Below are 20,779 nucleotides of genomic sequence, written 5' to 3' on the forward strand. Positions count from 1 at the left end.
GTCACTTAAATCCTAGACAAAAAGCACAAAAGGTATTCACTACCTATTGTGCTTTTTTGTTTTATCTGTAATTTTTATTGGCTAAAAATAACTTGTTTACTGATATTTTTGTTGGCTTATAACAATATTGTCATTATCTATTGCAACAAAAACTCTTTCCCAGTCAGAAAAATCATTTTCTTGCATTTGCTTGGCTAAATATTTACCTGCACCCCAAGAACAATTATGTGCATATTTAGAAACAGACTTCCATAGTACATCGGTATAAATCAAAGATTTTATTATCATACGCCTATCCTTTCCTATTAAATACTATAATAATAAACTTCTACCTTTTTATATCTCAAATTGCAATTTATCAACATGCTCATATACTTAATTGATATCTCAATGCATCTTCAGTAGGATTATCATAATACTCTTTAAAAGTTCCTACATTTCTGAAATCAAAATCACTAAATACTTTTTGCATTGGATAGTTTGTAGCTCTTGTCTCTCCTCTAAAATCTTTCACTCCTTCCTTTTTCATCTCACCTATCATTTTTTCAAATAATTTATGAGCTAATTTTTGTCCTCTAAAACAACTTTTAGTTCCTATACTAGTAATTTTAACGTAATTTTTTTCTTTTAAAGTGAACTTAACTATTTCCATAAATCATTACCACCTTCAAATTACTATGTGTTTGTGTATTATCTAAATAATCTTTAATTACAATTATGTATCATGTTAGTATAATTGTAACATATCTTACATGTATTCTTATATCGACAGGATAAATAAACACACACAAGCCCGCCAACATCCCTCTACCAGAACATCAGCGAGCTCCTCACCCCTATTCTCTAAATCAACTTTTTCTTAAACACATCCTTAAGTCCAGCCTTCTCAATCCTCTCCTCAATCTCCTTAACATCTAGCGTGTAAAGCCCAGCTTCCTTCATATGCTCAAAATACTCTGCTCCAGCAAAAGTATATCTATTTCTCCTGCCTTCCTTAGTTTCCATTTTCTCGTTTGCATAAGCAATAATATCACCGATTGCTATAGATCTTGGAAGTACCAGTGGAGCATGCCCTAAAGCTTGCAAAACGGCATTAGTTCCCGCTAGAGAGCCGCTCGCTATAGCTTCAGCATGGTGTTCCAAATTGCGACGAATTGGAAGTTTTTACAATTCGTCGATATGCCTTGCAATAACTTGCCTGAGAGACTTAAGAAGGCAAGAATGATGACTGGGTTGTCCCAAGTAGAGCTTGCTAAAAAGATTGGCATCAGTCGTTCTGTTTTAAATGAAGTTGAAGCTGGATACAGAGATAAGATATTAAGACCTACTTTGCTTAAGCTGCTAACTGTGCTTGATAAAGAAATTCTTTGTGATGATTATTATATGTTTGTCCTTGAGCAGGAAGAAAAGCTGAAGCTACTTGTTGAAAAATATGGATTGAGAAAGTTAGCTAGGATAATTGGAATTGATGCTTCAAGTTTGGATCATTGGAAAAGGGGGGATTATCAGATTTCAAGGAGGTATTATGAGATTCTCTCGAAATTAAAATAGCTTTTATTAGCATTTTCAACTCAAAACACTGTATATGTAATTCACCTATATGGTATAATTTAAATATATTTATAAAAGTAGGTGTATATATGGATAAACAGGAACTAATCAATTATTGGATAGAAACATCTAATGAGGACTTTAATACAATGCTTCATTTATTTGAGAGCAATGACTATCACTGGAGTTTATTCATGGGGCATCTAGTAATTGAAAAGCTGCTCAAAGCTGTCTATATATTAAATGTTAATAGCAACGTACCAAAAATCCATGATTTATTGAGATTGGCAGAAAAAGCAAATCTTACTCTAACCGATGAAATCCAAGATCAGTTGGATACCATAACAACTTTTAATATAAGTGCAAGATATCCTGATTATAAAAAAAGTTTTTATAAAAAATGTACCTATGAATTTACTTCTTTGAATATAGAAAAAATTAAGGAGTTGAGGCAATGGATACTATCATTACTAACAGTGAAATAACTAAAATTGTAGAAAAATATGCTCAGTTGCTTTCAAAAGAATTAAAAATAAATAGCATTTATCTTTATGGCTCCTATGCAAAAGGTACCTTTTCTAATGACAGTGATATTGATATTGCAGTTGTTGGAGAAGATTTTATTGGTGATCCAGTTGAAGATACATTAAAATTAATGCGAATAAGACGTAAAGTTGATAACAGAATTGAGCCTCATCCTTTTAGAGTTAAAGATTTTGATACATCTGACCCATATGTTCAAGAGATATTAAATACCGGAATTAGAATAATGTAATATTATTATCCTATCAATATATGATTACAGTAACTCTATATTGATAGGATTTCTTCGTTTATAGAGTTTTCTGCCATTTGTATTTTATACATAATTTTTATACCAAATTATCATTAAAAACTATACCACCAAGATATAGAAATTAGTTATCTAAGTTATCAAGCCACTCTTTAGTTTCTTTCATCCTATATGATTGACCATTCATATTAATAACATACGATTTATGAGTCAATCTATCTGTCATTGTAGCAGTCATTACTGGATCACCAAATATCTCACCCCATCTATCAAAAGAGAGGTTAGTAGTTATTATAGTTGATTTCTGACCAGCCCTAATAGAAATGTTGGTAAAGAGTAGCTCTGCCCCCTCCTTATCTGCAGAGATATAGCCAAACTCATCAAGAATAACCAAGTCATATTTTGCAAGCTTACTTTGAAACCCTCGTAGGCTTTTGGTAGACTTCAATTCTTTCAGCTGCGTAATAAAAAGTGGCACTGTTGTAAATAATACTTTATATCCTTCTAAACATGCTTTTATTCCTAATCCAATCGCTATGTGTGTTTTTCCAGTTCCACAGTTTCCAGACAAAATCACATTTTGCCCTTCCTTTATGAATTTTAGGCTGCTTAGATATTTCAGTTTTTGTTGAGCATCAGAAGGCAAATCCTCAATAGATAGGTCCTCAAGATACTTTTTATATGGGAAGCTAGCTATTCTAATTCTGCTTTGAGTCAGATTGTAGCACCTTATATCATATTCTTTTTGGAGAAGACCGCATAAGAACTCCTCATAACTAAGATTATTAGCATTTGCATCTTCAATTGACTGCTCAACATCGCTTTTTATAACTCCAAGTTTCATTTTTTCTGCATAGGTTCTTATTTCTGTAATTGTCGAACTCTTTGAATCCATGATACTCTCTCCTTTGTATATTTGAGCGGCATAAGGTTAAAGTTATACACTCAAGAAACAGTATATACGTTTTTGCTAAGAATTTAGAAGGTTATTGAATTCATCTAGTAAATTAAGAGAATTACTCTTAATCTCATCATTATGATCTTCCATGTAGATAACTTTAGGGTCATCATTTCTAGTACAGAGAAACTCTATTTTATCGATGCTTATATCAGTTGGACATACTTCTTGCAAATTGTTAATGGCATTATTAATGGCAACTAAACCAAATTTGCCAACTAACTCAATAAGTCTTACAAAGTCTTTGTCATTGCCTTTAAAATATTTAGAATAGACGGTTTTGAGTTCATTATCCATTTGTTTGAAAGCAGTACTATTAACCAAGGCCTTAGGTTTTCTAAAAAGTGTTCTAGTATAATGGGCAATGTCTATGCGCCATAAATTGGAACCGTGAACCTTATCATGCCTAGCTATCTCTTTCTCATCATAAAATACAAGTATTTTAGTAGTATAAACCTTGCAGCGTACCATTGTACCAACATAACTATCTGGTACAGAGTAGTAACAAGAATCCACCATGATAGTTGAATATTTATTTACTCTCAAATCAGCTATTGATGCTGTTTCATACAGTGGCATATCTGGAAATAAGTACTCACGTTCTTCGTTTAATAGTTCCAACGGTGACTTATTAGAATTGGATAAAGTTCTCGAATTTAGTTTCTCTAACACTTCATCAAGATAGGCATTTGCTTCGTTTAAAGATGAGTATGTGCTGTCTCTTGAAAATGCTTCAGTTGGTTCCTTAATGGTATGACCTACAAATCGTGCTACAGCAACTCTTGTGTTGTCGTAAACTATGGTTCTGTAGTTGCCTTTAAGGTGCTTAAAGAACATAGCATGTGCCTCTAGGAAGCATCCAGTATTCTGTTTTGGAAATAATCTACCCATCTATAATTGCTGTATGCTGCTGTAAAAACTGCCATTTGAAATTCTTTGATGCTTCCATCATTCATTTTTAACTTAACTGTACCAAAATCAAATTCTGCAATATCTCCTGGCGAGTATTCCTGGGCGTATATAAGCCTCTCGTTTCTTCCTTTCAATAATATTTACTGCTCTTACTACAGAAGCATAACTAACCTGATATCCTTCTTCAGCTAACGTTTCATACATATCAATTTTCTTCATTTGCTGTTTGGATAAACCTCTCAACCGCTTTTGTTCATTCTCTTTTAGAAATTCTGATAATCTTTCTAAAACCTTTTCAGTTAAAGCATTCTTAGTCCTTGGAGATGACTTGTATTTTGGCGCACAGGTTATATCATCGATAATATCTATCTTATCTATTTCACCTAACCCCTTATTTACCTCTGCCAACTTACTTTCATAATCTTTAACATACTTTCTTATGGTATCTCTAGAAATCCCAGTTTCTTTGCTTATCTGTCTTTGACTCTTTCCTTCCTTGATATGCTTTAATATAATTTCTTGTTTTTCATTCAACTTTATCACCTTCCACACTTCCTTGTATACCCAATATTATTACCTAAATATTGTTTGTATATAAGGTTTGGAAAATACTAGTGGACAGCTTTTTATTTGTTTTTTGGTACAGTTTTAGTTTATACAAAACATGTAGAGAATGGTTCACCTTTTGAACATTTAGATATAATCGCAAGGGAGATGAATATACCCGTTATATGCAATGTGAAAAATGTTATGTCGCTTTTAAAGGAAGGGGATGAAGTTATTCTTGATGGGGTAAATGGAAAAGTAACTTTGATAAATAAAATTATTGAATAAAAATCTTATTCTTAGTTTTTTGTTAAGGAGCTGACTACAAATCAGCTCCTAGTTCCTCTGGGGTGTAATTTCTTCCAGGGACGAGCTTGCTACTGTTGCAATTGAAGGTGATATTTATTGTATAGAGCGGTTATTTCATCACTGGATAAGGCTCTAGTGTACATATTAACAAAGTCAATTTTACCGTTGAAGTAGGACCTTGCAGTGTGGTTTGATTCTGGATCTGCTCCTATAGTACAATCAATGTTTGAGTTGATATCTACTGCACCTGTAATATTTAAAGAATCTACAAGCTTACCGTTTAAGTAGTAACATAACTTTTGCCCATCATAAGTTGCTGTTAGATGGTAAATTGTATTAGGTGATAGTTCCGTTGACCTCAGAGTGTAGTAAGTACCGTTAATGTGAGCCCATAATTCCATCTTTTTATCATTAAGTTCGTAACACACATCGGAACCTTGGGTTCTTCCTAGGACATCCTGGCAGCCATCTACTGTGTTTAAACTGAAGGCAGTGATCCAAGTAAATGAATTGGACATGTTTTTGAAGCTATCACTGTATGGGATTCTAACATCTGAATTAACTCCATCAAGAACAAGAACATTTTTCTTAAAGTCTTTATCATAAGCTATTTTCGCATTTCCTTCAAGGGTACCATCGTTGCAATAGATAGAATCATCAGCTGCAGTACCGCTGCTAAAATCAATATTTAGTAAATCTGGTCCATTAGGATCGTTGTCCTGTGGGCCTCCATCAGCTGTTGTAAAATCTACAGTTAAGGTTTTTGCAGAGTCATTATTGAAAGCATCTTCAGCTTGTATTTCATAAGAGTATTTGGTGCTTGCCTTTAATCCTGTTAATTTAAAGGTATGGGTGGAAGGTTCAGGAGTTAAAAGACTGTTAACAACGCTTGTGCTGGCTCCAGTAGTTTTATTTATTACTTTATAAGAAGTCACTAAGGTATTATCGAAAGCTTTTAGCCAGGATATTTCAGCAGAATGCTTTGATATATTTGTTGCTGAAGCTTTAGAGTCAGTATTCCAATAAGGACTTTCTAAATCTTTTGGACTTTGCTTAAATGGATAATTTACTGTATATGTCTGACCAACCCATTTATGTTGTGAGAATTCTCTACATTTTACAACTACCTTATCCTTATAAACTTGAACAACTAATCCTTCAGCTATACTAGAGTCTTCATAGGCATCACCTTCAGACATCATGTAATAGATGGCACCAGTATTAAACATAGTGAAACCATCTTGATACATAGTCCTTGGATGCTCTAAAAGATAGTGGGAGTGACCAGAGAAGTACATTGCCTTTGGATGCTTCTTTAGTACAGCCATTAATTCATCTGAATTTTCAACATTGTCGTCTAAGTCACTTCCATAAGTGGTATGCATCATTGGCTGATGTAAAAAAACAAAAGCAGGTTTATCACTGGTCTGATTTTCATTTAGCATTTTATCTAACCATTTTAATTGATTCTGTGTAACAATGACTCCGCTGCCGCCAGTACCAAGATTTTCAGGTGATAATATTATAAAGTGATAACCATTTATCCATTTATCATAGTTTAATGCAGGCATTCCTGTTTTTGATAAAAAACGCTGTTGATAACCTGTATTATCAGTATCTCCAGCATAATATTCATGATTTCCCATGGTAATAAAGGTTTGTGCATTTTTCACTTTGTTTGCATTTAAAATACTCATAAAAGTATCATATTCATCAGGAGTTCCGGCATCTGTTAAATCACCTACGGTAGCAATAGCATTGTAATTTGGAAAATTAGCTTTAAGATCCTGTAAGGCATTTTGAAATTTACTATCAGCATTTGTGCCTCCGATATGTACATCGCTGATTACGGGAAAGGTTAGAAGTGGTTTGCTTATTTCTTCAGCTTTTACAGGCTGAGGGAACATTAAAACTGTGCTAAAGGTAGCAGTAACTATAAATGCAGTTAGTAGTTTTTTTAGTATCCCTTTTTTCATTCATATATCTCCTTTTATTATGGATTTAATATTCTGCAACCAGTATGTATCTGGAACAAAATATTATTTAGAAATATGTTTGGAACATTTTTACATAATAAGAATACACAAATTATGTTAAGTTGCATTTATGAAGCAGTTAAATATAGATTAAGTTATAAAAGAAAAGAATTACTGTGTAAAAGATAGGTTTTTTATCTTGTATGTAGAATATTTGAAGTATAAATTTCATTCTTTTGACTAATATTACCACAATGTATTAAAATGACCTTATAGGAGGTGCTTGAATGGAGATTTCTAGAATTAGCAAGAATCAAGAAAAATACATACAAGTTAAGGAAAGTATTATACATAGCACAGCTTTTATTGCAACTGAAGATGAAAAAGTTATAGCAGTTTTTGAATATAGGTTTAATGACTTTGATAAAGTAGAGATTACGAGGTTTTGTACTTTTAATGAGTGCGATAAAAATGAAATCTTAAATAGTTTTATCGATGAGATAATGTATTGGAATCCATTTGTTAAAGAAATTGTATGTGAAAAGAAAAAATATATAGGAATAAAAGAGGTGTTTTTTAATGTTGGATTTAAGGATGGACAGATGTGGACTTTAAAGACTCAATACAAGGCAGAAGCTTTTAAGATTTTAATTAAAGACATAGTTCCAGAACAATTAACCGTTGAAGAAGATAAATATAATAAAGCCATGGAATGGATAGATAAGCCTGAAGATGTAGTTGTTTGCTGCGTAAAGATTGATGATAAGATAGTTTCTATAGATGGACATTCAAGATTGGTGGCGGCATCAGAAAAAGGTTTTGAGTATGTATATGGTTTTTTAGAACCTGGAGATACTGATATAGAATTCTTTAAGGAATGCCTAAGTTGGTGTGAGGAAGCAGGAGTTAAGTCTATAGCGGATTTGAGTAAGAGAATTGTTAGTGTTGAAGAGCATAAAAGATTATGGGTGGATAGATGTCAAAGTTATTTTAGCTATAAAGAAACGGAATAAAATATGAAATCCAATAAAATTAAATCGGCTCCCCGAAAGGAGCCGATTTCTTCCTTAAATTATAGGTTTTTGTAAACTTCTTCTATTAGTAATTCTGTCATTTCATTGAGGTATGAAGTGTCTGACATGTCAATAGCATCAATAGATTTTTCACTCAACCTTAATGTGAGAGGAGTTTTATCTGTAAAAGCTGGCCAAACTGGTACTGATGTCCCGTTAGGATTGCCATTCTTTGCAAAATTAGTCCAATACGAGGACATAATTTTAGATAATTCAAAATCTCTTCCGTTTAATGGTCTCCAGCATCTATTAATAGTACCAAACACATACCATAATTCACTTGAATGAAAGGCACCAGCATTATCTCCAGGCATAATACGATCAAAATAATAAATATAAATAGGATTTTTCCTATGAAGTTTTAAGTGTGTTTTAGCCCAGGCTCTTGGAGAGAGCATAGATAAAGCCTTTATTCTAGCAAGTTGAACTTTTTCTAAGGCTTCTGTGCTATGAACATTAAAAAGAGACAAGTATCTGTCTGCGTATTCACCATTAATGGCTTTTATTGAATCATTAGCAAGCTCGCCAAGTCTCGCTAGCACCTCAGAGGTGCAAATTCTTCCAAGTACAAGCAATGTTATCTAAGTACCTCAAATTCATTTTAACTAATCTTTTCAAGATGCATTTTTATACTATCATGTCATATAATACATATTTTATATGATTTTTCATGATAGCAAATGCACAAAAGCCCGCCAACCTCCCTCTCCCAGAATATCAGCTAGCCTATCACTCCTACTCCCTACACTAGTTTCTTCTTAAACACATCCCTAAGTCCAGCCTTCTCAATCCTCTCTTCAATCTCTTTAACATCCATCGTATAAAGCCCAACTTCCTTCATATGCTCAAAGTACTCTGCTCCAGCAAAAGTATATCTATTCCTCCTGCCTTCCTTAGTCTCCATCTTTTCATTTGCATAGGCTATAATATCTCCGATTGCTGTAGTTCTAGGAAGTATTCGTTGCCATGTCCAAAAGCCTGGGAAACCGCATTATATACCGCTAGAGAGCCACTGGCGACAGCTTCAGCATGCGTTCCGAATTGCGATAAATTTATAGATAATAAATACGAAAGCTTAATATGGACAAGATGAAATACTGAAGCCTCTACAGTCTTTCATCTTGTCCATATTTTTAGCTGCAGTTTATTATCTAAGGAAGTTATTACAATTCGCTGATATGCCTTGCAATAACTTGGCTGACAGACTTAAGAAGGCAAGAATGCTGACTGGCATGTCTCAGGTAGAACTTGCAAATAAGGTTGGCATAAGTTGTTCTGTTTTAAATGAAGTTGAGGCTGGCTATCGAGATAAGATTTTAAGACCTACTTTGCTTAAGCTGCTAACTGTACTTGATAAGGATATTCTTTGTGATGATTATTATCTGTTTGTACTTGAGCAGGAAGAAAGGCTTAAGCTGCTTGTTGAGAAATATGGATTAAGAAAATTAGCTAGGTTGATTGGAGTTGATATTTCCAGTTTGGATCGATGGAAAAAGGGGGATTATCAGATTTCTAGGAGGTATTTTGAAAGGATTTTGGAACTGAAATTGTTGTAGTTTCACTTTCGGAAATTCTTTATATTATTCATTATAATAGTAACTTACTAACCAAAAGCATACAGGTTATAAAAAACAGATGGATGAAAATATTATTAAATCATCCATCTGTTTTTTCACAGATCTATTATCAGTATCCTTTTGAATTTCATGCCTCACATAAATTATCATAGAAAGCTATTTACAGAAAAATTTTCACACTCTCACTTAAAAATAATAAGGAGCTGTTCTATCCTCAGCTCCTTATTGCAATTGCAGTAATTCTTTAAATTATTCCTAATAATTTTTCTATTCATTTAAACCTATAATGCTTAATCCTTCAAAAAAATTTTATTTTCATCAATGTCTATAATTATTTTTGCAGCTTTAAGAAAGTCTAAACCTATTAATCCGTTTACTCTATCTTCTGGATCAATTTCTCCAAAATCAATTCTCATATCTTCTATATTAATTCCTCCGATACCAATCTTATCTATTCTCTTTCTTAGTGAACTGCACATTCCTCCACCTAGACCATATGCATTAATAATCTCGTCATCCAAACTTACTTCTGTATCCAATTTTTCTAAAAATACTGGAGATATTATTGTATGAAATGCTCCAGTATCTATAATAACATCTTCTACTATAACTTCTTTTCCATCATGAGATAAAAATACATTAGTATATAACAACCCATTTTTATATATTAGCTTTTCCATTTACATTTTACCCCTTATGCCAATATATTTAATCAACTGTATTTCAATTTTATCTTTTATAGTGTTATATACATATTGGCCCTTCTTACAATTTAAATGCTCTTTCATAGCCGCTTTGCCATCATTGATAGCCTTTATGAATGCTACTTCATCAACAATTTCTTTATCTTCTTCCATATGCGATTCTACTACTTCAAATTTTACAAAGGTATTAGGATATATTTTTCGTACCTCTTCCCATTTCATGTATATCACCACCGCTCATCTTCATTTATCTATATTTTTATTATATCATACTTACTATTTTATAATATGCTCTTAGTATTTTAAACTAGTAAAAAATATTAATAATTTTACATCCTTGCTATAAGGAAAACTTTGTATTTGTTATTTTCTTATTAAATCGAAGCATATATTTGTATACTTTTTAAATAATTCAATATCTGCTAATAAACCTGCTTTTAAATTTTCACATGTATTTATCGCCAAATTATATTGTTCTAATGTTATCTCCCCCTTATGCAATGCATCTATTAATTCATCCATATCATCTTCTATTATTTCACCATTGGGATAGACTACTAAATCTAAATACAAATCATAAAAATATGGGACGTCATCATTGTCAACACCCTGTTTCCATATCATGTCAACGTACCATAATAGAATTTCATCTTTATCATTCAACATTGTAGTAATACAATAATATTCGTTGCTTAGCAATATAGATAACCATTTGTAACCTCTATAGCATACAACTATATCTTGCCCATTAAATTTCCAAACTTGAGGTATGGAAACCTCTTTAATATCTATTAAACTGATATATCCATTAACAGTTTCATTTCTAATTAACTTTATAGTCTGTTTTTTCGATAAAATGCATTTCCATTCATCATAGGACAATCTACTTCTCTTCATGAATTTTCTCCTATTATATTTACAATTTATCAGCATATGCTTAAACAATCTAGTTCAAATATAGTTGATTCAGGTTAATTATAACATATTTTATATGTATTTTTGTCTATATAATTATAATCGCAAAGCTCGCCAACATCCCTCTCCCAGAACACCAGCGAGCTCCTAATTCCTAATCTCTACACAATCTTCCTCTTAAACACATCCCTAAGCCCAGCCTTATTTATCCTCTCCTCAATCTCCTTAACATCCAGTGTGTACAGCCCAGCTTCCTTCATATGCTCAAAGTACTCCGCTCCTGCAAAAGTATATCTATTTCTTCTTCCTTCCTTAGTCTCCATTTTCTCATTTGCATATGCAATAATATCACCGATTGCTGTTGTCCTTGGAAGTTGCAGTGGGGCTCTGGGAAACCGCATTATATCCCGCTAGAGAGTCACTGGTGACGGCTTCAGCATGCGTTCCAAATTGCGACGAATTTATAGATAAAAAATATGAAAGCTTAATATGGACAAGATGAAATACTGACGCTTCAACAGTCTTTCATCTTGTCCATATTTTTAGCTGTAGTTTATTATCTAAGGAAGTTTTTACAATACTCTGGCATGTCTTGCAATACCTTGGCTGAGAGACTTAAGAAGGCAAGAATGATGACTGGTATGTCTCAGGTAGAACTGGCAAAAAAGATTGGCATAAGTCGTTCTGTTTTAAACGTAACCGTAAAAAAATCTCCGTATATATTTTTAGAAAAGATTTTGATAAACTAAATCCAGTAGAAAGCAAGAAAACTACTTATCTACTGGATTTTTTAGTTCTTTGATTTATGAATATCTTTATTTTGCAGGAAAACCTCGGTTGGAAGCTCCTTGGACCAAGGCATATGTTGTATCAGCGTGTCTCTATTTTTATCTTTATCTTCTAAATTTGAAAGCACATCCATCAAGTATACCAAGTATCTTTCTACGGATAAACCGTTCGCTTTTGCCGTTTCTATTACGCTGTAAATAGTTGCACTTGCTCTAGCTCCCCTGGACGTATTGTGGAGAACCCAATTCTTTCTTTTATGTGTTATAGCACATAATCGTAATTATGTGTTCAACCGAGTTATGTGCTGCAATGATTTAACTTTAAGCAGTATAGCATAAACCATTGCAGGTGTTTAGCACATAACCAGAATAGTTTACAAAGTGTTCAGAAAGTTGAGTATATCCGATGAAGGCTTATAATTGTATGCTGAATTGCCTGATGACCCAGCTCTCTCCATAGCGTTACGCTTCATTTCTATATCAGCAGCCATGTATTTATGTGTTGTCTCAATACTAGAGTGACCAAGCCATATTGCTATCGTAGATATGTCTACTCCAACTGCTAAGAGATTCATCGCAACAGAGTGCCGAAATGTATGTGGTGTAATCTTTTTCTCGGCAAGCGCTGGTTCGGAAATGGCGGCCTCCTGTACTATTTTATCAATTCGAAAACGTATACCTGAACGTGTTAAATTCAAACCGTTTTTGTTTATGAAGAGAAAGTCATCATTTTTTATGCCATTGTCAGCAACATACTTTTGAATATATTGAGCAGTAGTTTTCCATAATGGAACAATCCTCTCTTTTCTGCCTTTACCATGTATTTTAACACAAGTGCGGCTTGTGGTATTCGCATCCTTTAAATCTGAATACCTAATTGAAAGTAATTCAGACACTCGTACACCAGAATTGTACAGTATCATAAGCATTAGCTTATCTCTGGCACCCAAAGAAGATTTTGTATCACATGTAGCAAGCATAGCATTAAACTCTGATTTAGTAATGAAATCCATGGTTGGCACTTTGTGCTTTTGAAAGGGAATCATTAATGACCTTTTAATCAAACCACTATATTCTGGTTCCATCTCGGCAACGTATTTTAAGAAAGCTCTAATTGCTGCCAAACGATTGTTTATCGTTACAGCCTTGTTTCTACGGGTGTTTTCCAGGCACTTGCAAAATTCCTGAAGATAATCGAGGCCGAAGTGCTCAAGTTCAGCTGAAACGGCTGATATATGGTATATTTCGGATAAAAAATGCAAGTATACACGAAATGTATCTCGGTAGGAACTTACTGTTTCACCCGATACTTTTCGTTGTTGCATTAATCTTTGCAAAAAGAAGTTCTGCAACAGTGTTTGAAATGATGGAGTGCTAGATTTCATAACTATTACCTCCAAACATTTCTTCATATTTGGTACAGCTAAGTTCAAGTGTTTCAAGCGTTGCCGATAAGTACCAATAAGTATCTTCTGGCTTAACATGACCCATATACGTTGACAGGATGTATAAGTTAGCATTAATATCAATTCCTTGTTCCATCCAGTGACGTATGGTATTACAGGCCATTGTGTGGCGAAAGTCATACAATCTTACATAGGGATAACCAATAGGATTTGCATCTAAACAATCACGAATTAATTTAAATGCATATGCTAGAGATCGTTTGGTTAAAGGTTTGCCATTTGTTGTGTAGAAAAATGGTCTATCTAAGCGCAAAACTCCTAGTTTCTGTTCTATCCATGATTTGTATTCAGAAAGTTTTTTCGCCACCGAATAATCAAAAGGGACATAGCGCTCTTTAGAAAACTTTGTTTCACGGACATGCAACACATTGTTATTAAGATCAATATCATCAATCGTAAGATTTATGGGCTCGGATGGTCTCAACCCCGTTGACCACAATAATCCAATGACAACAGCTGTGGTCTTTGCGCGGATTCCATCTGGAGAATAAAGTTTATTGCAATTGTCCATTAATTGGACGATCTCATCTTCTGAGTAAATATAAGGAACGGGCCTATCACGAACATTTTTATATACCTGACCGCATATTAATTCGGCTTCATTGTCAAATACGGTTACATATCTTGAGAAAGGTCTAATGACCTCTAATTTTCTCCCCATTGTTTTATCAGATTGATTACCAGATGATATCCATGAAAATACAATTTCTTTGGTTATTGGACCATCATAATTCTTGATAAGAGTGAACTTGACAAAGTTTCTCAGTACACTTTCTTCTTGTTGGAGTTTAAAGCCAAGACTATGTTTATAATCGATATAGCTATTTAGCTGCAGGAGAATTCTATTTTCATTCATTAGAATCACCTCCTGGCCATGGTGAACCAACCTTACGAAGAGACTCAAAATCAACCTTCACGTACTGAGTAGTTGAATCCAATGACTCGTGACCTAACAAATCCGCAGTGAGTTTCAATCCTCCACCAGTATTGTATATATGTGAAGCGGCAGTGCGACGTAGAGCATGGGTTCCCTTCCACCAACCATGTATATTTTCTTTTTCAAAAGCTCTACGAATTATGCCGCGAACGCACTCACGGCTCATTGCATCAAACTGGTTATTGAGTTGTTCGTGTTGAAACAGATAATCATTATTAATTTTGGGCCTATACGAGATAATATACTCCTCAAGCATGTGGCCTAGTTCGATAGAAATCGGAAGTGTTCTAATATGCTTGTTTTTGGTTTCGGATACTTTTAAGGTTCCAAGACTCCATTGGATATCAGTTATTTTGAGAGCTGCAACCTCAGCACATCGCATTCCAAGATCAAGCATCAGGCACACAATAATTCTGTTGCGTTTATCCTTGGCTGTAGTACCATAGTAGTGATTTCTTAATCGAGTTTCTTCGTCCTCGGTTAAAATTATGGGAACATTTTTCTTTTTCCACTCTGCCGGAGCTAGTGGTAATTCAAGAATCGAATGATTAACCGATATTTCCTTATACTCGAGAAACCTGAAAAAGTTCCTAAGAGAGGTGATATATCTACCTTTGCTTGATGGCCGTATATCAGCCAATTCACTGCAAATGTAATCTCTGAGATGCTTAGCGTTTAATGATGTAAATGTCTCAATAAATGAGCTTCCTATGTATTTCAGAAAAGACTTAACATGTTGCCTCTCTGCCTGTGCCGACATGGTAGTAATACCTTTGAATTCTGTTGAATATTTGAAGAAATCATTCAATATAATATCGTACTCTGTAGGCTCTGGATGTTTTCGGTTATATTCTTTGTAGGAATCCCCGGTTATCATCAAGAAATAGAGATGTGATGCAGGTTTGAGGTTATGATAGATTGTTGATGTGAAAACCTCTTTTGCTGTAGTCAATGTTTTAGTTATGTGCGCATACAGTTCAGCGGGAACTTGGATATTCCAATCATCAGGAGCTTGTTCCAATGATTTGGAATAAAGGCGGATAGTTTGCTCAGAATAACCTTTTTCCATAAGAAAATCTGTGTATTGCTGGATTTTAATTTGGTCCATAGTTTTTCCTCCTTTAAAATAGTTATGGAAAAACTATAACACCATCTGTGAGTTAACAGCACATAACCTGGTTGAACACATAATTTCTTTTATGTGTTATAGCACATAATCGTAAGAATTGGGTTCTGCACAATACACCAAAGGGAGCTAGATCCAGTGCAACTATTTATAGTGTGATAGAAACAGCAAAAGCGAACGGTTTATCCGTAGAAAGATACTTGGTGTACTTGATGGGTGTGCTTTCAAATTTAGAAGATAAAGATAAAGATAAAAATAAAGACACTCTGATACAACATATGCCTTGGTCTAAGGAGCTTCCAAGCGAAGTATTCCTTCAAAATAAAGATATTCATAATTCAAAGAACTAAAACTCCCTGCAGGTAGCATATTCAGTTTTACAGTCATCATCAAATTCACCATAACCCGAAACTCCTGTGATATCAGCTTTACTTATCTCCAGAATCTTTTCAAAAAAATGTAACAATGCTTACGGAAGCCTCCAGACTTAATTCATCTGCAACAAATCCCTTTGGTGTCATATATACTGTCTTAGGAAGCATTTCTTTTATAATATTATCTCTACTCATTTTAAATTTCCTCTCTACTATCTGATATTATTACAATCAGGTGCCCATCTGACTACCCATAATATACCACTACATATTATGAAAATATAGATAAAGAACTTCTATACCAAACTTTACATGCGGTACAAATTATATCAACTTCCAATATTTTTGGAAGTTATCGTTCCATGAGAAAACGTACCACCTTTACATTCCCATCAATATCTGTGCCATCTATCATAAAACCACACCTCTTAATATAAAAGTTTATATTTTCTTTCTTGTCTGCAGGTGTTATTAATGTTACCTTTCTCCAATCAGTATAATAATCCAGCATATATTTAACTGCTTGTGTACCAATACCTTTACTTTGATATTGGGGAATCACACAAAGACATCCAAGATAATACTCTCCTTTCCCCCTATTTGCAATTGAAATAACCCCAACAGGGATATCATCACTATAAATAATAAGTTTAGGAAATTTCTCAATAGATGCTTCCATGCTTTCTCTTGTCCTTCCATAAGCAGGGCATTCTCCGTATTTAATATAATCATCATAGAATGATGCATTATAAATTTCTATTAACATGTCTGCATCTTCCTTTTTTGCTTTAATATATTTTAAACTCATGACACTCCTATTCCTCCATTCTATAATTTAATCCCCCGTTGCTAATAATCCTTTCTGACATTTCCTACATTGACAACCACCTAGATAAAAAGCTATCACATTCTTTTTCATATAGATAAACATTCAATGCCGTAAGATATGGTCTAATACAAACTATCAACTTACGGCATGGAATGCATAAAGTTCTTTATATACAGGACATTCATCCATTAACCTTTCATGTGTACCTTGAGCAACAACATTCCCTTTGTCTAAAACGTATATAATATCTGCATTTTGAATAGTTGATAATCTATGTGCTATGATAATCGTCGTCTTGCCTTTTCTTAATTTATCGATATTCTTTTGAACACGAAATTCCGTTTCAGTATCCAATGCTGATGTTGCTTCATCTAAAATAAGTACTTCTGTATTTTTTAGAATCGCTCTTGATAGTGCCAGCCGCTGCTTTTGTCCGCCGGATAAGGCTGCTCCACGTTCACCAACTTGCGTTTCATATTGACTTGGAAATCCCATAATGAAATCATGGCACAGCATTTCTTTACATGCATTTTCAATATCTAATTGATCATATTCTTTATCAAATGTCAGATTTTCTTTTATGGTGGTCGGTATAAAATGTGGCTGCTGAAAAACCACTGAAACTTTATCTGAATACTGCTTTCCATAACAATTTACTGGAGTACCATTAATAGAAATTTCTCCTTTTTCGGGTGAATACATTCGAAGCAGCAATTGTGCAATGGTTGACTTACCGCTGCCGCTTGAGCCAACAATAGCGATTTTCTTACCAATTGGGAAATCCATTGATAAATTATTAAGAACTGGATCAGATTCAGGTGAATAGCTGAATCTTACATCTTTAAATTGTATCGACTCAATATCACCACTAAAATCAGCTGAACCAAACTTTGCACTCTCCTTCCCCATTACAGACTGAATACATTCAACAGAAGCCTCTAGTCGTTTACCCGTTAATGCTTGTTCAAATAATTGTCCAATCTCTGTTACTAATTGATCGACAAAAGTAAAACTTACAACAAATTCACCTAGCGAAATATTATTTGCAATCACACCAATACCGCCAAACAAAATTGCAACAAGTTTAGTTCCATAAAGAAAAGGATCACTTATAAACAATACTTTGTTTCTAAATATTCCTTGCGTTATAATGGCCTTGAAGTAGTCCGAAAACTTTTTTTCATAATGTTTAAGCTACCAATCCTGACGATTATATGCTACGATTTCTCTTATTGATGAAATGCTTTCTTCAATGCTAACAGAAACATTAGATTTTTCCTCTTTGACACGCTGTGAAAATAGTTTTGTTTTCTCGCCAAATTTATGAAGTAAACCATAATAAATAATTGCTACTGCTATTACAACAAGCAGCATTAAAAAATTAATATTTGCCACTGAAAATGCTAAAAACACGATAGTAAGAATATTTTTGACCGATTCTGAAAGTATCTGATTAACAGATAAATCACTGGCATCAGCTATATTATTTCTGATGTGATTTAATAGATTACCTACATGTTCTTTATTAAAAGCTGCTGCAGGTATATCATATATTTTCAGCAAAAATTTATTTGTTAATGTCATTTGAAGATGATAACCAATATGGAAAAACGCTACTTTTCTAACAGTAAACCATAACTTAGGTCCAAAAAAGAAAATAGCATAAAGTGCCAATATTTTAGGAAATTCCTGATATCGTTTTTCACTGAAAACTCTATCTATCAAGTCACGCTGCAGTAAAGTTGCAATAATCGGTGTCAAACTTTCTAAAAAAATCGCAAAATATCCCAATAAGAACCAACGTTTCTTATTTATGTTTTTCATCATAAATAGCATACTAGACATCATTCTTAACACCTCGCATTACAAGTCTATAAAACAGTCCTTTCTTATCCATTAATTCTTTATAAGTCCCTTGCTCAGCTATTTTACCTGCATCGAGCACTATAATTGAATCATATTCCATGATAGTAGAAAGTCTATGTGCTACAGTAACAACTGTTCGACCAGCTGATAACTCCTCCAGAGACTTCTTAACAGCTGATTCAGTTACATTATCTAATGCTGATGTGGCCTCATCTAATAAAATAATCTGTGGCTTCTTAAGCATCATTCTAGCTATTGAAATACGCTGCTTTTGACCACCGGACAAACGGACGCCGCGTTCGCCAACAATTGTATCATACCCATCTTCTGTATCCATAATAAACTCATGTGCACTGGCAAGTTTAGCTGCTTGTACAATTTCCTCGTCCGTTGCACTAGGATTTCCAAACCTAATATTGTCTTTAATTGACATGTTGAATAAGTATGTATCCTGAAACACATATCCAAAGTTTTCTCTTAAATTCTTTAGCTTTAACTTTCTAACATCATATCCTCCTACTGAAACTTCACCTTCCGTAACATCATAAAAACGTGCTATCAATTTTAATAGAGTCGACTTTCCACTGCCGCTTCCCCCAACAATGGCAGTTTTTTTGCCTGCTGGAATCGTAAAAGATATATTATTTATGATTGGTTGATTATCTTTGTAAGAGAAGGAAACATTTTTAAACTCAATATCAAATTTATCTATTTGTACCTCTAAACTATTATCATCTTCTATGACATCTGGTTTCAATTTTAAAAATTCATATAAATACTTAGCATAATTTAGTGCATTATACTGAGCTGGAATAATATAAAAGAACACTGAAAAGCCTCGAGAAACAAGTCCCATAAGAAAACTATACCCAACCAGCTGACCAAGTAATAACTTACCATTTTGTATTAGATTTAAACCGTAAAAGTAAAACAAAACAATAGAAATGGTTAATGTAAGACCAACAGTTGTATAGCGAAAATGCCGCCAAAATATTGACCACATTCGCGCAATCCTAAATCGATTAAAATCTTCTATCGTTCTATTTATAAACCAATCTTTACTTCCCATGGCTTTCAATTCCGTTGTAGCTTCAATTGCATCATATAAAGACTGCTGCGATACTTGTGCAGCTTTTGTTTCAATGCCTAGATAATACTGTATTTTCTTATTTGCTGTTCGATTAAGAAATACATAAATAATATTCCCTACCATTGCAGCAAAAAAGAATATAGGCTCACTTGAAATTAAAATAATAGACGGCACTGTAAACTGCGCTAAACTGTAAATGAATTGAGGAAATAAAAACGTATATGTTTGTTGTGTCTCATTTACAGCATTCTCAAATAGAGCTAAAATTCGTCCTGTAGGTACTTTCTCATAGTAAGAAAAACCTAACTTTTGTAACTTTACCATTAAATCGGTTTGTTGGTTCTTAATTATTTTATTAGATATGATTTGTTCTAATAAGTTAAATATTGATTTAACCATTAAAATCAGTACAACGATACCACATAAAATCAAAACTTGATTTACAAGGAGAGCCATTCTTTTTAATGGAATAACATCATCAATTAAATATCCCATACGACGAGGAATCATTAATTCTCCCCAAATCATACCACCACCACATAACACATATAAAAGAGTTGGTAATATAAATGGTTTGAAATAACTTACTGTCCAAAAGTATAACTTAAGCATTCTTTTATTTTCTAGTTGTTTTTTCAATGCTATCGCCTCACAGATTAGTAATAATCAATAATTTATTTATGATATAATTTTCTTCTAGATATATGAAATAGAATTGTATACTCTTTAATCCAAATTACCTGCACTTGCTTCTAACTATATAATAATCATACCATATCTTTATACATCTTCAAAATATATACTGCTTAGACAAACATCTAATAATCATTAATTTTTATTTACTGGTTATCGTTATTAATGTGTATATTCTTTTCCTAAACTATCCATAAATTCTTCTACTTCTCTATAATTACTTAAAGCCTTACATTTTTTTAGAGAAATTTTTTAATGCAGTATCTTAGTAAAATATTTGAGTTTGTTGCTTATCC

At 33.4% G+C, this 20,779-nt stretch carries 25 protein-coding genes and 2 pseudogenes; 8 read left to right on the top strand and 19 right to left on the bottom strand.

The features are described from left to right. Positions 1–96: 96 nt before the first annotated feature. The 3 genes and pseudogenes from CLORY_RS13670 to CLORY_RS13680 form a co-directional block, all read right to left on the bottom strand. Positions 97–288: a hypothetical protein gene (locus CLORY_RS13670; RefSeq protein WP_079425381.1), complete on the bottom strand. Its 192-nt coding sequence runs from the start codon at positions 286–288 to the stop codon at positions 97–99. Between the two features lie 79 nt (positions 289–367). Continuing rightward, a complete protein-coding gene (locus tag CLORY_RS13675; RefSeq protein ID WP_079425383.1) occupies positions 368–652 on the bottom strand; it encodes a GNAT family N-acetyltransferase in 285 nt (94 codons plus the stop codon). A 191-nt stretch (positions 653–843) separates the two neighbouring features. After that, a pseudogene (locus tag CLORY_RS13680) lies at positions 844–1,134 on the bottom strand (FAD-dependent oxidoreductase); the annotation flags it as partial. Between the two features lie 45 nt (positions 1,135–1,179). Between CLORY_RS13680 and CLORY_RS13685 the strand changes: the two are divergent. The 3 genes from CLORY_RS13685 (at position 1,180) to CLORY_RS13695 (ending at position 2,326) form a co-directional block, all read left to right on the top strand. Then, positions 1,180–1,551: a helix-turn-helix domain-containing protein gene (locus tag CLORY_RS13685; protein ID WP_278335337.1), complete on the top strand. Its 372-nt coding sequence runs from the start codon at positions 1,180–1,182 to the stop codon at positions 1,549–1,551. Between the two features lie 89 nt (positions 1,552–1,640). Beyond that, positions 1,641–2,036, top strand: a complete 396-nt coding sequence (locus CLORY_RS13690) for a HEPN domain-containing protein (protein WP_079425390.1) — start codon at positions 1,641–1,643, stop codon at positions 2,034–2,036. Continuing rightward, positions 2,006–2,326, top strand: a complete 321-nt coding sequence (locus CLORY_RS13695; RefSeq protein WP_079425392.1) for a nucleotidyltransferase domain-containing protein — start codon at positions 2,006–2,008, stop codon at positions 2,324–2,326. The genes CLORY_RS13690 and CLORY_RS13695 overlap by 31 nt, the downstream gene beginning before the upstream one ends. 142 nt (positions 2,327–2,468) lie before the next feature. On the opposite strand, the gene istB is transcribed toward CLORY_RS13695, so the two are convergent. Then, entirely contained in the window at positions 2,469–3,239 is a 771-nt protein-coding gene (gene istB, locus CLORY_RS13700; protein ID WP_079425395.1) for an IS21-like element helper ATPase IstB, read from the bottom strand. Positions 3,240–3,314: 75 nt separating this feature from the next. Continuing rightward, a pseudogene (locus tag CLORY_RS24340) lies at positions 3,315–4,757 on the bottom strand (IS21/IS408/IS1162 family transposase). A gap of 87 nt (positions 4,758–4,844) precedes the next feature. Between CLORY_RS24340 and CLORY_RS13710 the strand changes: the two are divergent. Beyond that, on the top strand, positions 4,845–5,048 hold the full coding sequence (locus CLORY_RS13710; protein WP_079425397.1) for a PEP-utilizing enzyme: 204 nt from the start codon (positions 4,845–4,847) through the stop codon (positions 5,046–5,048). An 89-nt stretch (positions 5,049–5,137) separates the two neighbouring features. Here the strand turns inward: CLORY_RS13710 and CLORY_RS13715 are convergent, their stop codons facing one another. Next, positions 5,138–7,045 carry a LamG-like jellyroll fold domain-containing protein gene (locus tag CLORY_RS13715; protein ID WP_079425399.1) on the bottom strand — a complete coding sequence of 636 codons (1,908 nt, stop codon included), beginning with the start codon at positions 7,043–7,045 and terminating at the stop codon, positions 5,138–5,140. A gap of 287 nt (positions 7,046–7,332) precedes the next feature. Between CLORY_RS13715 and CLORY_RS13720 the strand changes: the two genes are divergently transcribed. Then, positions 7,333–8,058 carry a hypothetical protein gene (locus CLORY_RS13720; protein ID WP_079425402.1) on the top strand — a complete coding sequence of 242 codons (726 nt, stop codon included), beginning with the start codon at positions 7,333–7,335 and terminating at the stop codon, positions 8,056–8,058. A gap of 59 nt (positions 8,059–8,117) precedes the next feature. On the opposite strand, the gene CLORY_RS13725 is transcribed toward CLORY_RS13720, so the two are convergent. Both CLORY_RS13725 and CLORY_RS23295 read right to left on the bottom strand, forming a co-directional pair. After that, positions 8,118–8,693 (bottom strand): carboxylesterase family protein, encoded by a 576-nt coding sequence (locus tag CLORY_RS13725; RefSeq protein ID WP_079425404.1) that lies wholly within the window; start codon positions 8,691–8,693, stop codon positions 8,118–8,120. A gap of 167 nt (positions 8,694–8,860) precedes the next feature. Further along, the gene (locus CLORY_RS23295; RefSeq protein WP_169911625.1) at positions 8,861–9,022 is read right to left on the bottom strand and encodes a hypothetical protein; all 162 of its coding nucleotides are present in this window, start codon (positions 9,020–9,022) and stop codon (positions 8,861–8,863) included. A gap of 217 nt (positions 9,023–9,239) precedes the next feature. Between CLORY_RS23295 and CLORY_RS13730 the strand changes: the two genes are divergently transcribed. Beyond that, positions 9,240–9,674, top strand: a complete 435-nt coding sequence (locus CLORY_RS13730; protein WP_139376040.1) for a helix-turn-helix domain-containing protein — start codon at positions 9,240–9,242, stop codon at positions 9,672–9,674. 311 nt (positions 9,675–9,985) lie between these two features. Here CLORY_RS13730 and CLORY_RS23060 read toward each other — a convergent pair whose 3' ends face one another. From CLORY_RS23060 to CLORY_RS13745, 4 genes are all read right to left on the bottom strand, one after another. Then, positions 9,986–10,375, bottom strand: a complete 390-nt coding sequence (locus tag CLORY_RS23060) for a retropepsin-like aspartic protease (protein ID WP_139376041.1) — start codon at positions 10,373–10,375, stop codon at positions 9,986–9,988. Then, the gene (locus CLORY_RS23065; RefSeq protein ID WP_139376042.1) at positions 10,376–10,621 is read right to left on the bottom strand and encodes a hypothetical protein; all 246 of its coding nucleotides are present in this window, start codon (positions 10,619–10,621) and stop codon (positions 10,376–10,378) included. It abuts the gene before it with no gap. 141 nt (positions 10,622–10,762) lie between these two features. Continuing rightward, positions 10,763–11,296: a ribonuclease FAU-1 family protein gene (locus CLORY_RS13740; protein ID WP_079425409.1), complete on the bottom strand. Its 534-nt coding sequence runs from the start codon at positions 11,294–11,296 to the stop codon at positions 10,763–10,765. 179 nt (positions 11,297–11,475) lie between these two features. Further along, positions 11,476–11,715: a hypothetical protein gene (locus CLORY_RS13745; RefSeq protein WP_079425411.1), complete on the bottom strand. Its 240-nt coding sequence runs from the start codon at positions 11,713–11,715 to the stop codon at positions 11,476–11,478. 129 nt (positions 11,716–11,844) lie between these two features. On the opposite strand from CLORY_RS13745, the gene CLORY_RS23070 reads away from it, so the two are divergent. Beyond that, positions 11,845–12,063, top strand: a complete 219-nt coding sequence (locus tag CLORY_RS23070; RefSeq protein ID WP_139376043.1) for a helix-turn-helix domain-containing protein — start codon at positions 11,845–11,847, stop codon at positions 12,061–12,063. 413 nt (positions 12,064–12,476) lie between these two features. On the opposite strand, the gene CLORY_RS13750 is transcribed toward CLORY_RS23070, so the two are convergent. Genes CLORY_RS13750 through CLORY_RS13760 form a run of 3 tightly spaced genes read right to left on the bottom strand, consistent with a single transcriptional unit; the run spans position 12,477 to position 15,613 of the window. After that, positions 12,477–13,487, bottom strand: coding sequence for a tyrosine-type recombinase/integrase (locus tag CLORY_RS13750; protein WP_079425414.1), 1,011 nt, complete (start codon positions 13,485–13,487; stop codon positions 12,477–12,479). Continuing rightward, the gene (locus CLORY_RS13755; RefSeq protein ID WP_079425416.1) at positions 13,477–14,424 is read right to left on the bottom strand and encodes a tyrosine-type recombinase/integrase; all 948 of its coding nucleotides are present in this window, start codon (positions 14,422–14,424) and stop codon (positions 13,477–13,479) included. Before CLORY_RS13755 ends, CLORY_RS13750 begins: the two co-directional genes overlap by 11 nt. After that, on the bottom strand, positions 14,417–15,613 hold the full coding sequence (locus CLORY_RS13760) for a tyrosine-type recombinase/integrase (RefSeq protein WP_079425419.1): 1,197 nt from the start codon (positions 15,611–15,613) through the stop codon (positions 14,417–14,419). Before CLORY_RS13760 ends, CLORY_RS13755 begins: the two co-directional genes overlap by 8 nt. Before the next feature lie 173 nt (positions 15,614–15,786). Between CLORY_RS13760 and CLORY_RS23075 the strand changes: the two genes are divergently transcribed. After that, positions 15,787–15,981, top strand: coding sequence for a transposase domain-containing protein (locus tag CLORY_RS23075; RefSeq protein ID WP_139376044.1), 195 nt, complete (start codon positions 15,787–15,789; stop codon positions 15,979–15,981). 376 nt (positions 15,982–16,357) lie between these two features. Here CLORY_RS23075 and CLORY_RS13765 read toward each other — a convergent pair whose 3' ends face one another. From CLORY_RS13765 to CLORY_RS13775, 4 genes are all read right to left on the bottom strand, one after another. Continuing rightward, positions 16,358–16,813, bottom strand: a complete 456-nt coding sequence (locus CLORY_RS13765; protein WP_079425421.1) for a GNAT family N-acetyltransferase — start codon at positions 16,811–16,813, stop codon at positions 16,358–16,360. A 156-nt stretch (positions 16,814–16,969) separates the two neighbouring features. Beyond that, positions 16,970–17,887 carry an ABC transporter ATP-binding protein gene (locus CLORY_RS23800; protein WP_242954415.1) on the bottom strand — a complete coding sequence of 306 codons (918 nt, stop codon included), beginning with the start codon at positions 17,885–17,887 and terminating at the stop codon, positions 16,970–16,972. A 141-nt stretch (positions 17,888–18,028) separates the two neighbouring features. Then, positions 18,029–18,682, bottom strand: a complete 654-nt coding sequence (locus tag CLORY_RS23805) for an ABC transporter transmembrane domain-containing protein (protein WP_242954416.1) — start codon at positions 18,680–18,682, stop codon at positions 18,029–18,031. After that, positions 18,672–20,429, bottom strand: coding sequence for an ABC transporter ATP-binding protein (locus CLORY_RS13775; RefSeq protein WP_079425423.1), 1,758 nt, complete (start codon positions 20,427–20,429; stop codon positions 18,672–18,674). Before CLORY_RS13775 ends, CLORY_RS23805 begins: the two co-directional genes overlap by 11 nt. Positions 20,430–20,779 lie beyond the last annotated feature (350 nt).

The organism is Clostridium oryzae (assembly GCF_002029235.1).
In the GTDB taxonomy this organism is placed as follows: Bacteria; Bacillota; Clostridia; order Clostridiales; family Clostridiaceae; genus Clostridium_AE; species Clostridium_AE oryzae.

Excerpts from the sequence above, each read along its gene's own strand:
- CLORY_RS13670 (WP_079425381.1), bottom strand. The coding sequence starts at position 288 with ATGATAATAAAATCTTTGATTTATACCGATGTACTATGGAAGTCTGTT.
- CLORY_RS13695 (WP_079425392.1), top strand. The coding sequence starts at position 2,006 with ATGGATACTATCATTACTAACAGTGAAATAACTAAAATTGTAGAAAAA.
- CLORY_RS13720 (WP_079425402.1), top strand. The coding sequence starts at position 7,333 with ATGGAGATTTCTAGAATTAGCAAGAATCAAGAAAAATACATACAAGTT.
- CLORY_RS23805 (WP_242954416.1), bottom strand. The coding sequence starts at position 18,682 with ATGATGTCTAGTATGCTATTTATGATGAAAAACATAAATAAGAAACGT.
- CLORY_RS13740 (WP_079425409.1), bottom strand. The coding sequence starts at position 11,296 with ATGAAGAGAAGTAGATTGTCCTATGATGAATGGAAATGCATTTTATCG.
- CLORY_RS23065 (WP_139376042.1), bottom strand. The coding sequence starts at position 10,621 with ATGAAATGGGAAGAGGTACGAAAAATATATCCTAATACCTTTGTAAAA.
- CLORY_RS23295 (WP_169911625.1), bottom strand. The coding sequence starts at position 9,022 with ATGGAGACTAAGGAAGGCAGGAGGAATAGATATACTTTTGCTGGAGCA.
- CLORY_RS23060 (WP_139376041.1), bottom strand. The coding sequence starts at position 10,375 with ATGGAAAAGCTAATATATAAAAATGGGTTGTTATATACTAATGTATTT.
- CLORY_RS13745 (WP_079425411.1), bottom strand. The coding sequence starts at position 11,715 with ATGCGGTTTCCCAGAGCCCCACTGCAACTTCCAAGGACAACAGCAATC.
- CLORY_RS13675 (WP_079425383.1), bottom strand. The coding sequence starts at position 652 with ATGGAAATAGTTAAGTTCACTTTAAAAGAAAAAAATTACGTTAAAATT.
- istB (WP_079425395.1), bottom strand. The coding sequence starts at position 3,239 with ATGGATTCAAAGAGTTCGACAATTACAGAAATAAGAACCTATGCAGAA.
- CLORY_RS13715 (WP_079425399.1), bottom strand. The coding sequence starts at position 7,045 with ATGAAAAAAGGGATACTAAAAAAACTACTAACTGCATTTATAGTTACT.
- CLORY_RS13750 (WP_079425414.1), bottom strand. The coding sequence starts at position 13,487 with ATGAAATCTAGCACTCCATCATTTCAAACACTGTTGCAGAACTTCTTT.
- CLORY_RS13765 (WP_079425421.1), bottom strand. The coding sequence starts at position 16,813 with ATGAGTTTAAAATATATTAAAGCAAAAAAGGAAGATGCAGACATGTTA.
- CLORY_RS13760 (WP_079425419.1), bottom strand. The coding sequence starts at position 15,613 with ATGGACCAAATTAAAATCCAGCAATACACAGATTTTCTTATGGAAAAA.
- CLORY_RS13690 (WP_079425390.1), top strand. The coding sequence starts at position 1,641 with ATGGATAAACAGGAACTAATCAATTATTGGATAGAAACATCTAATGAG.
- CLORY_RS13685 (WP_278335337.1), top strand. The coding sequence starts at position 1,180 with ATGCCTTGCAATAACTTGCCTGAGAGACTTAAGAAGGCAAGAATGATG.
- CLORY_RS13755 (WP_079425416.1), bottom strand. The coding sequence starts at position 14,424 with ATGAATGAAAATAGAATTCTCCTGCAGCTAAATAGCTATATCGATTAT.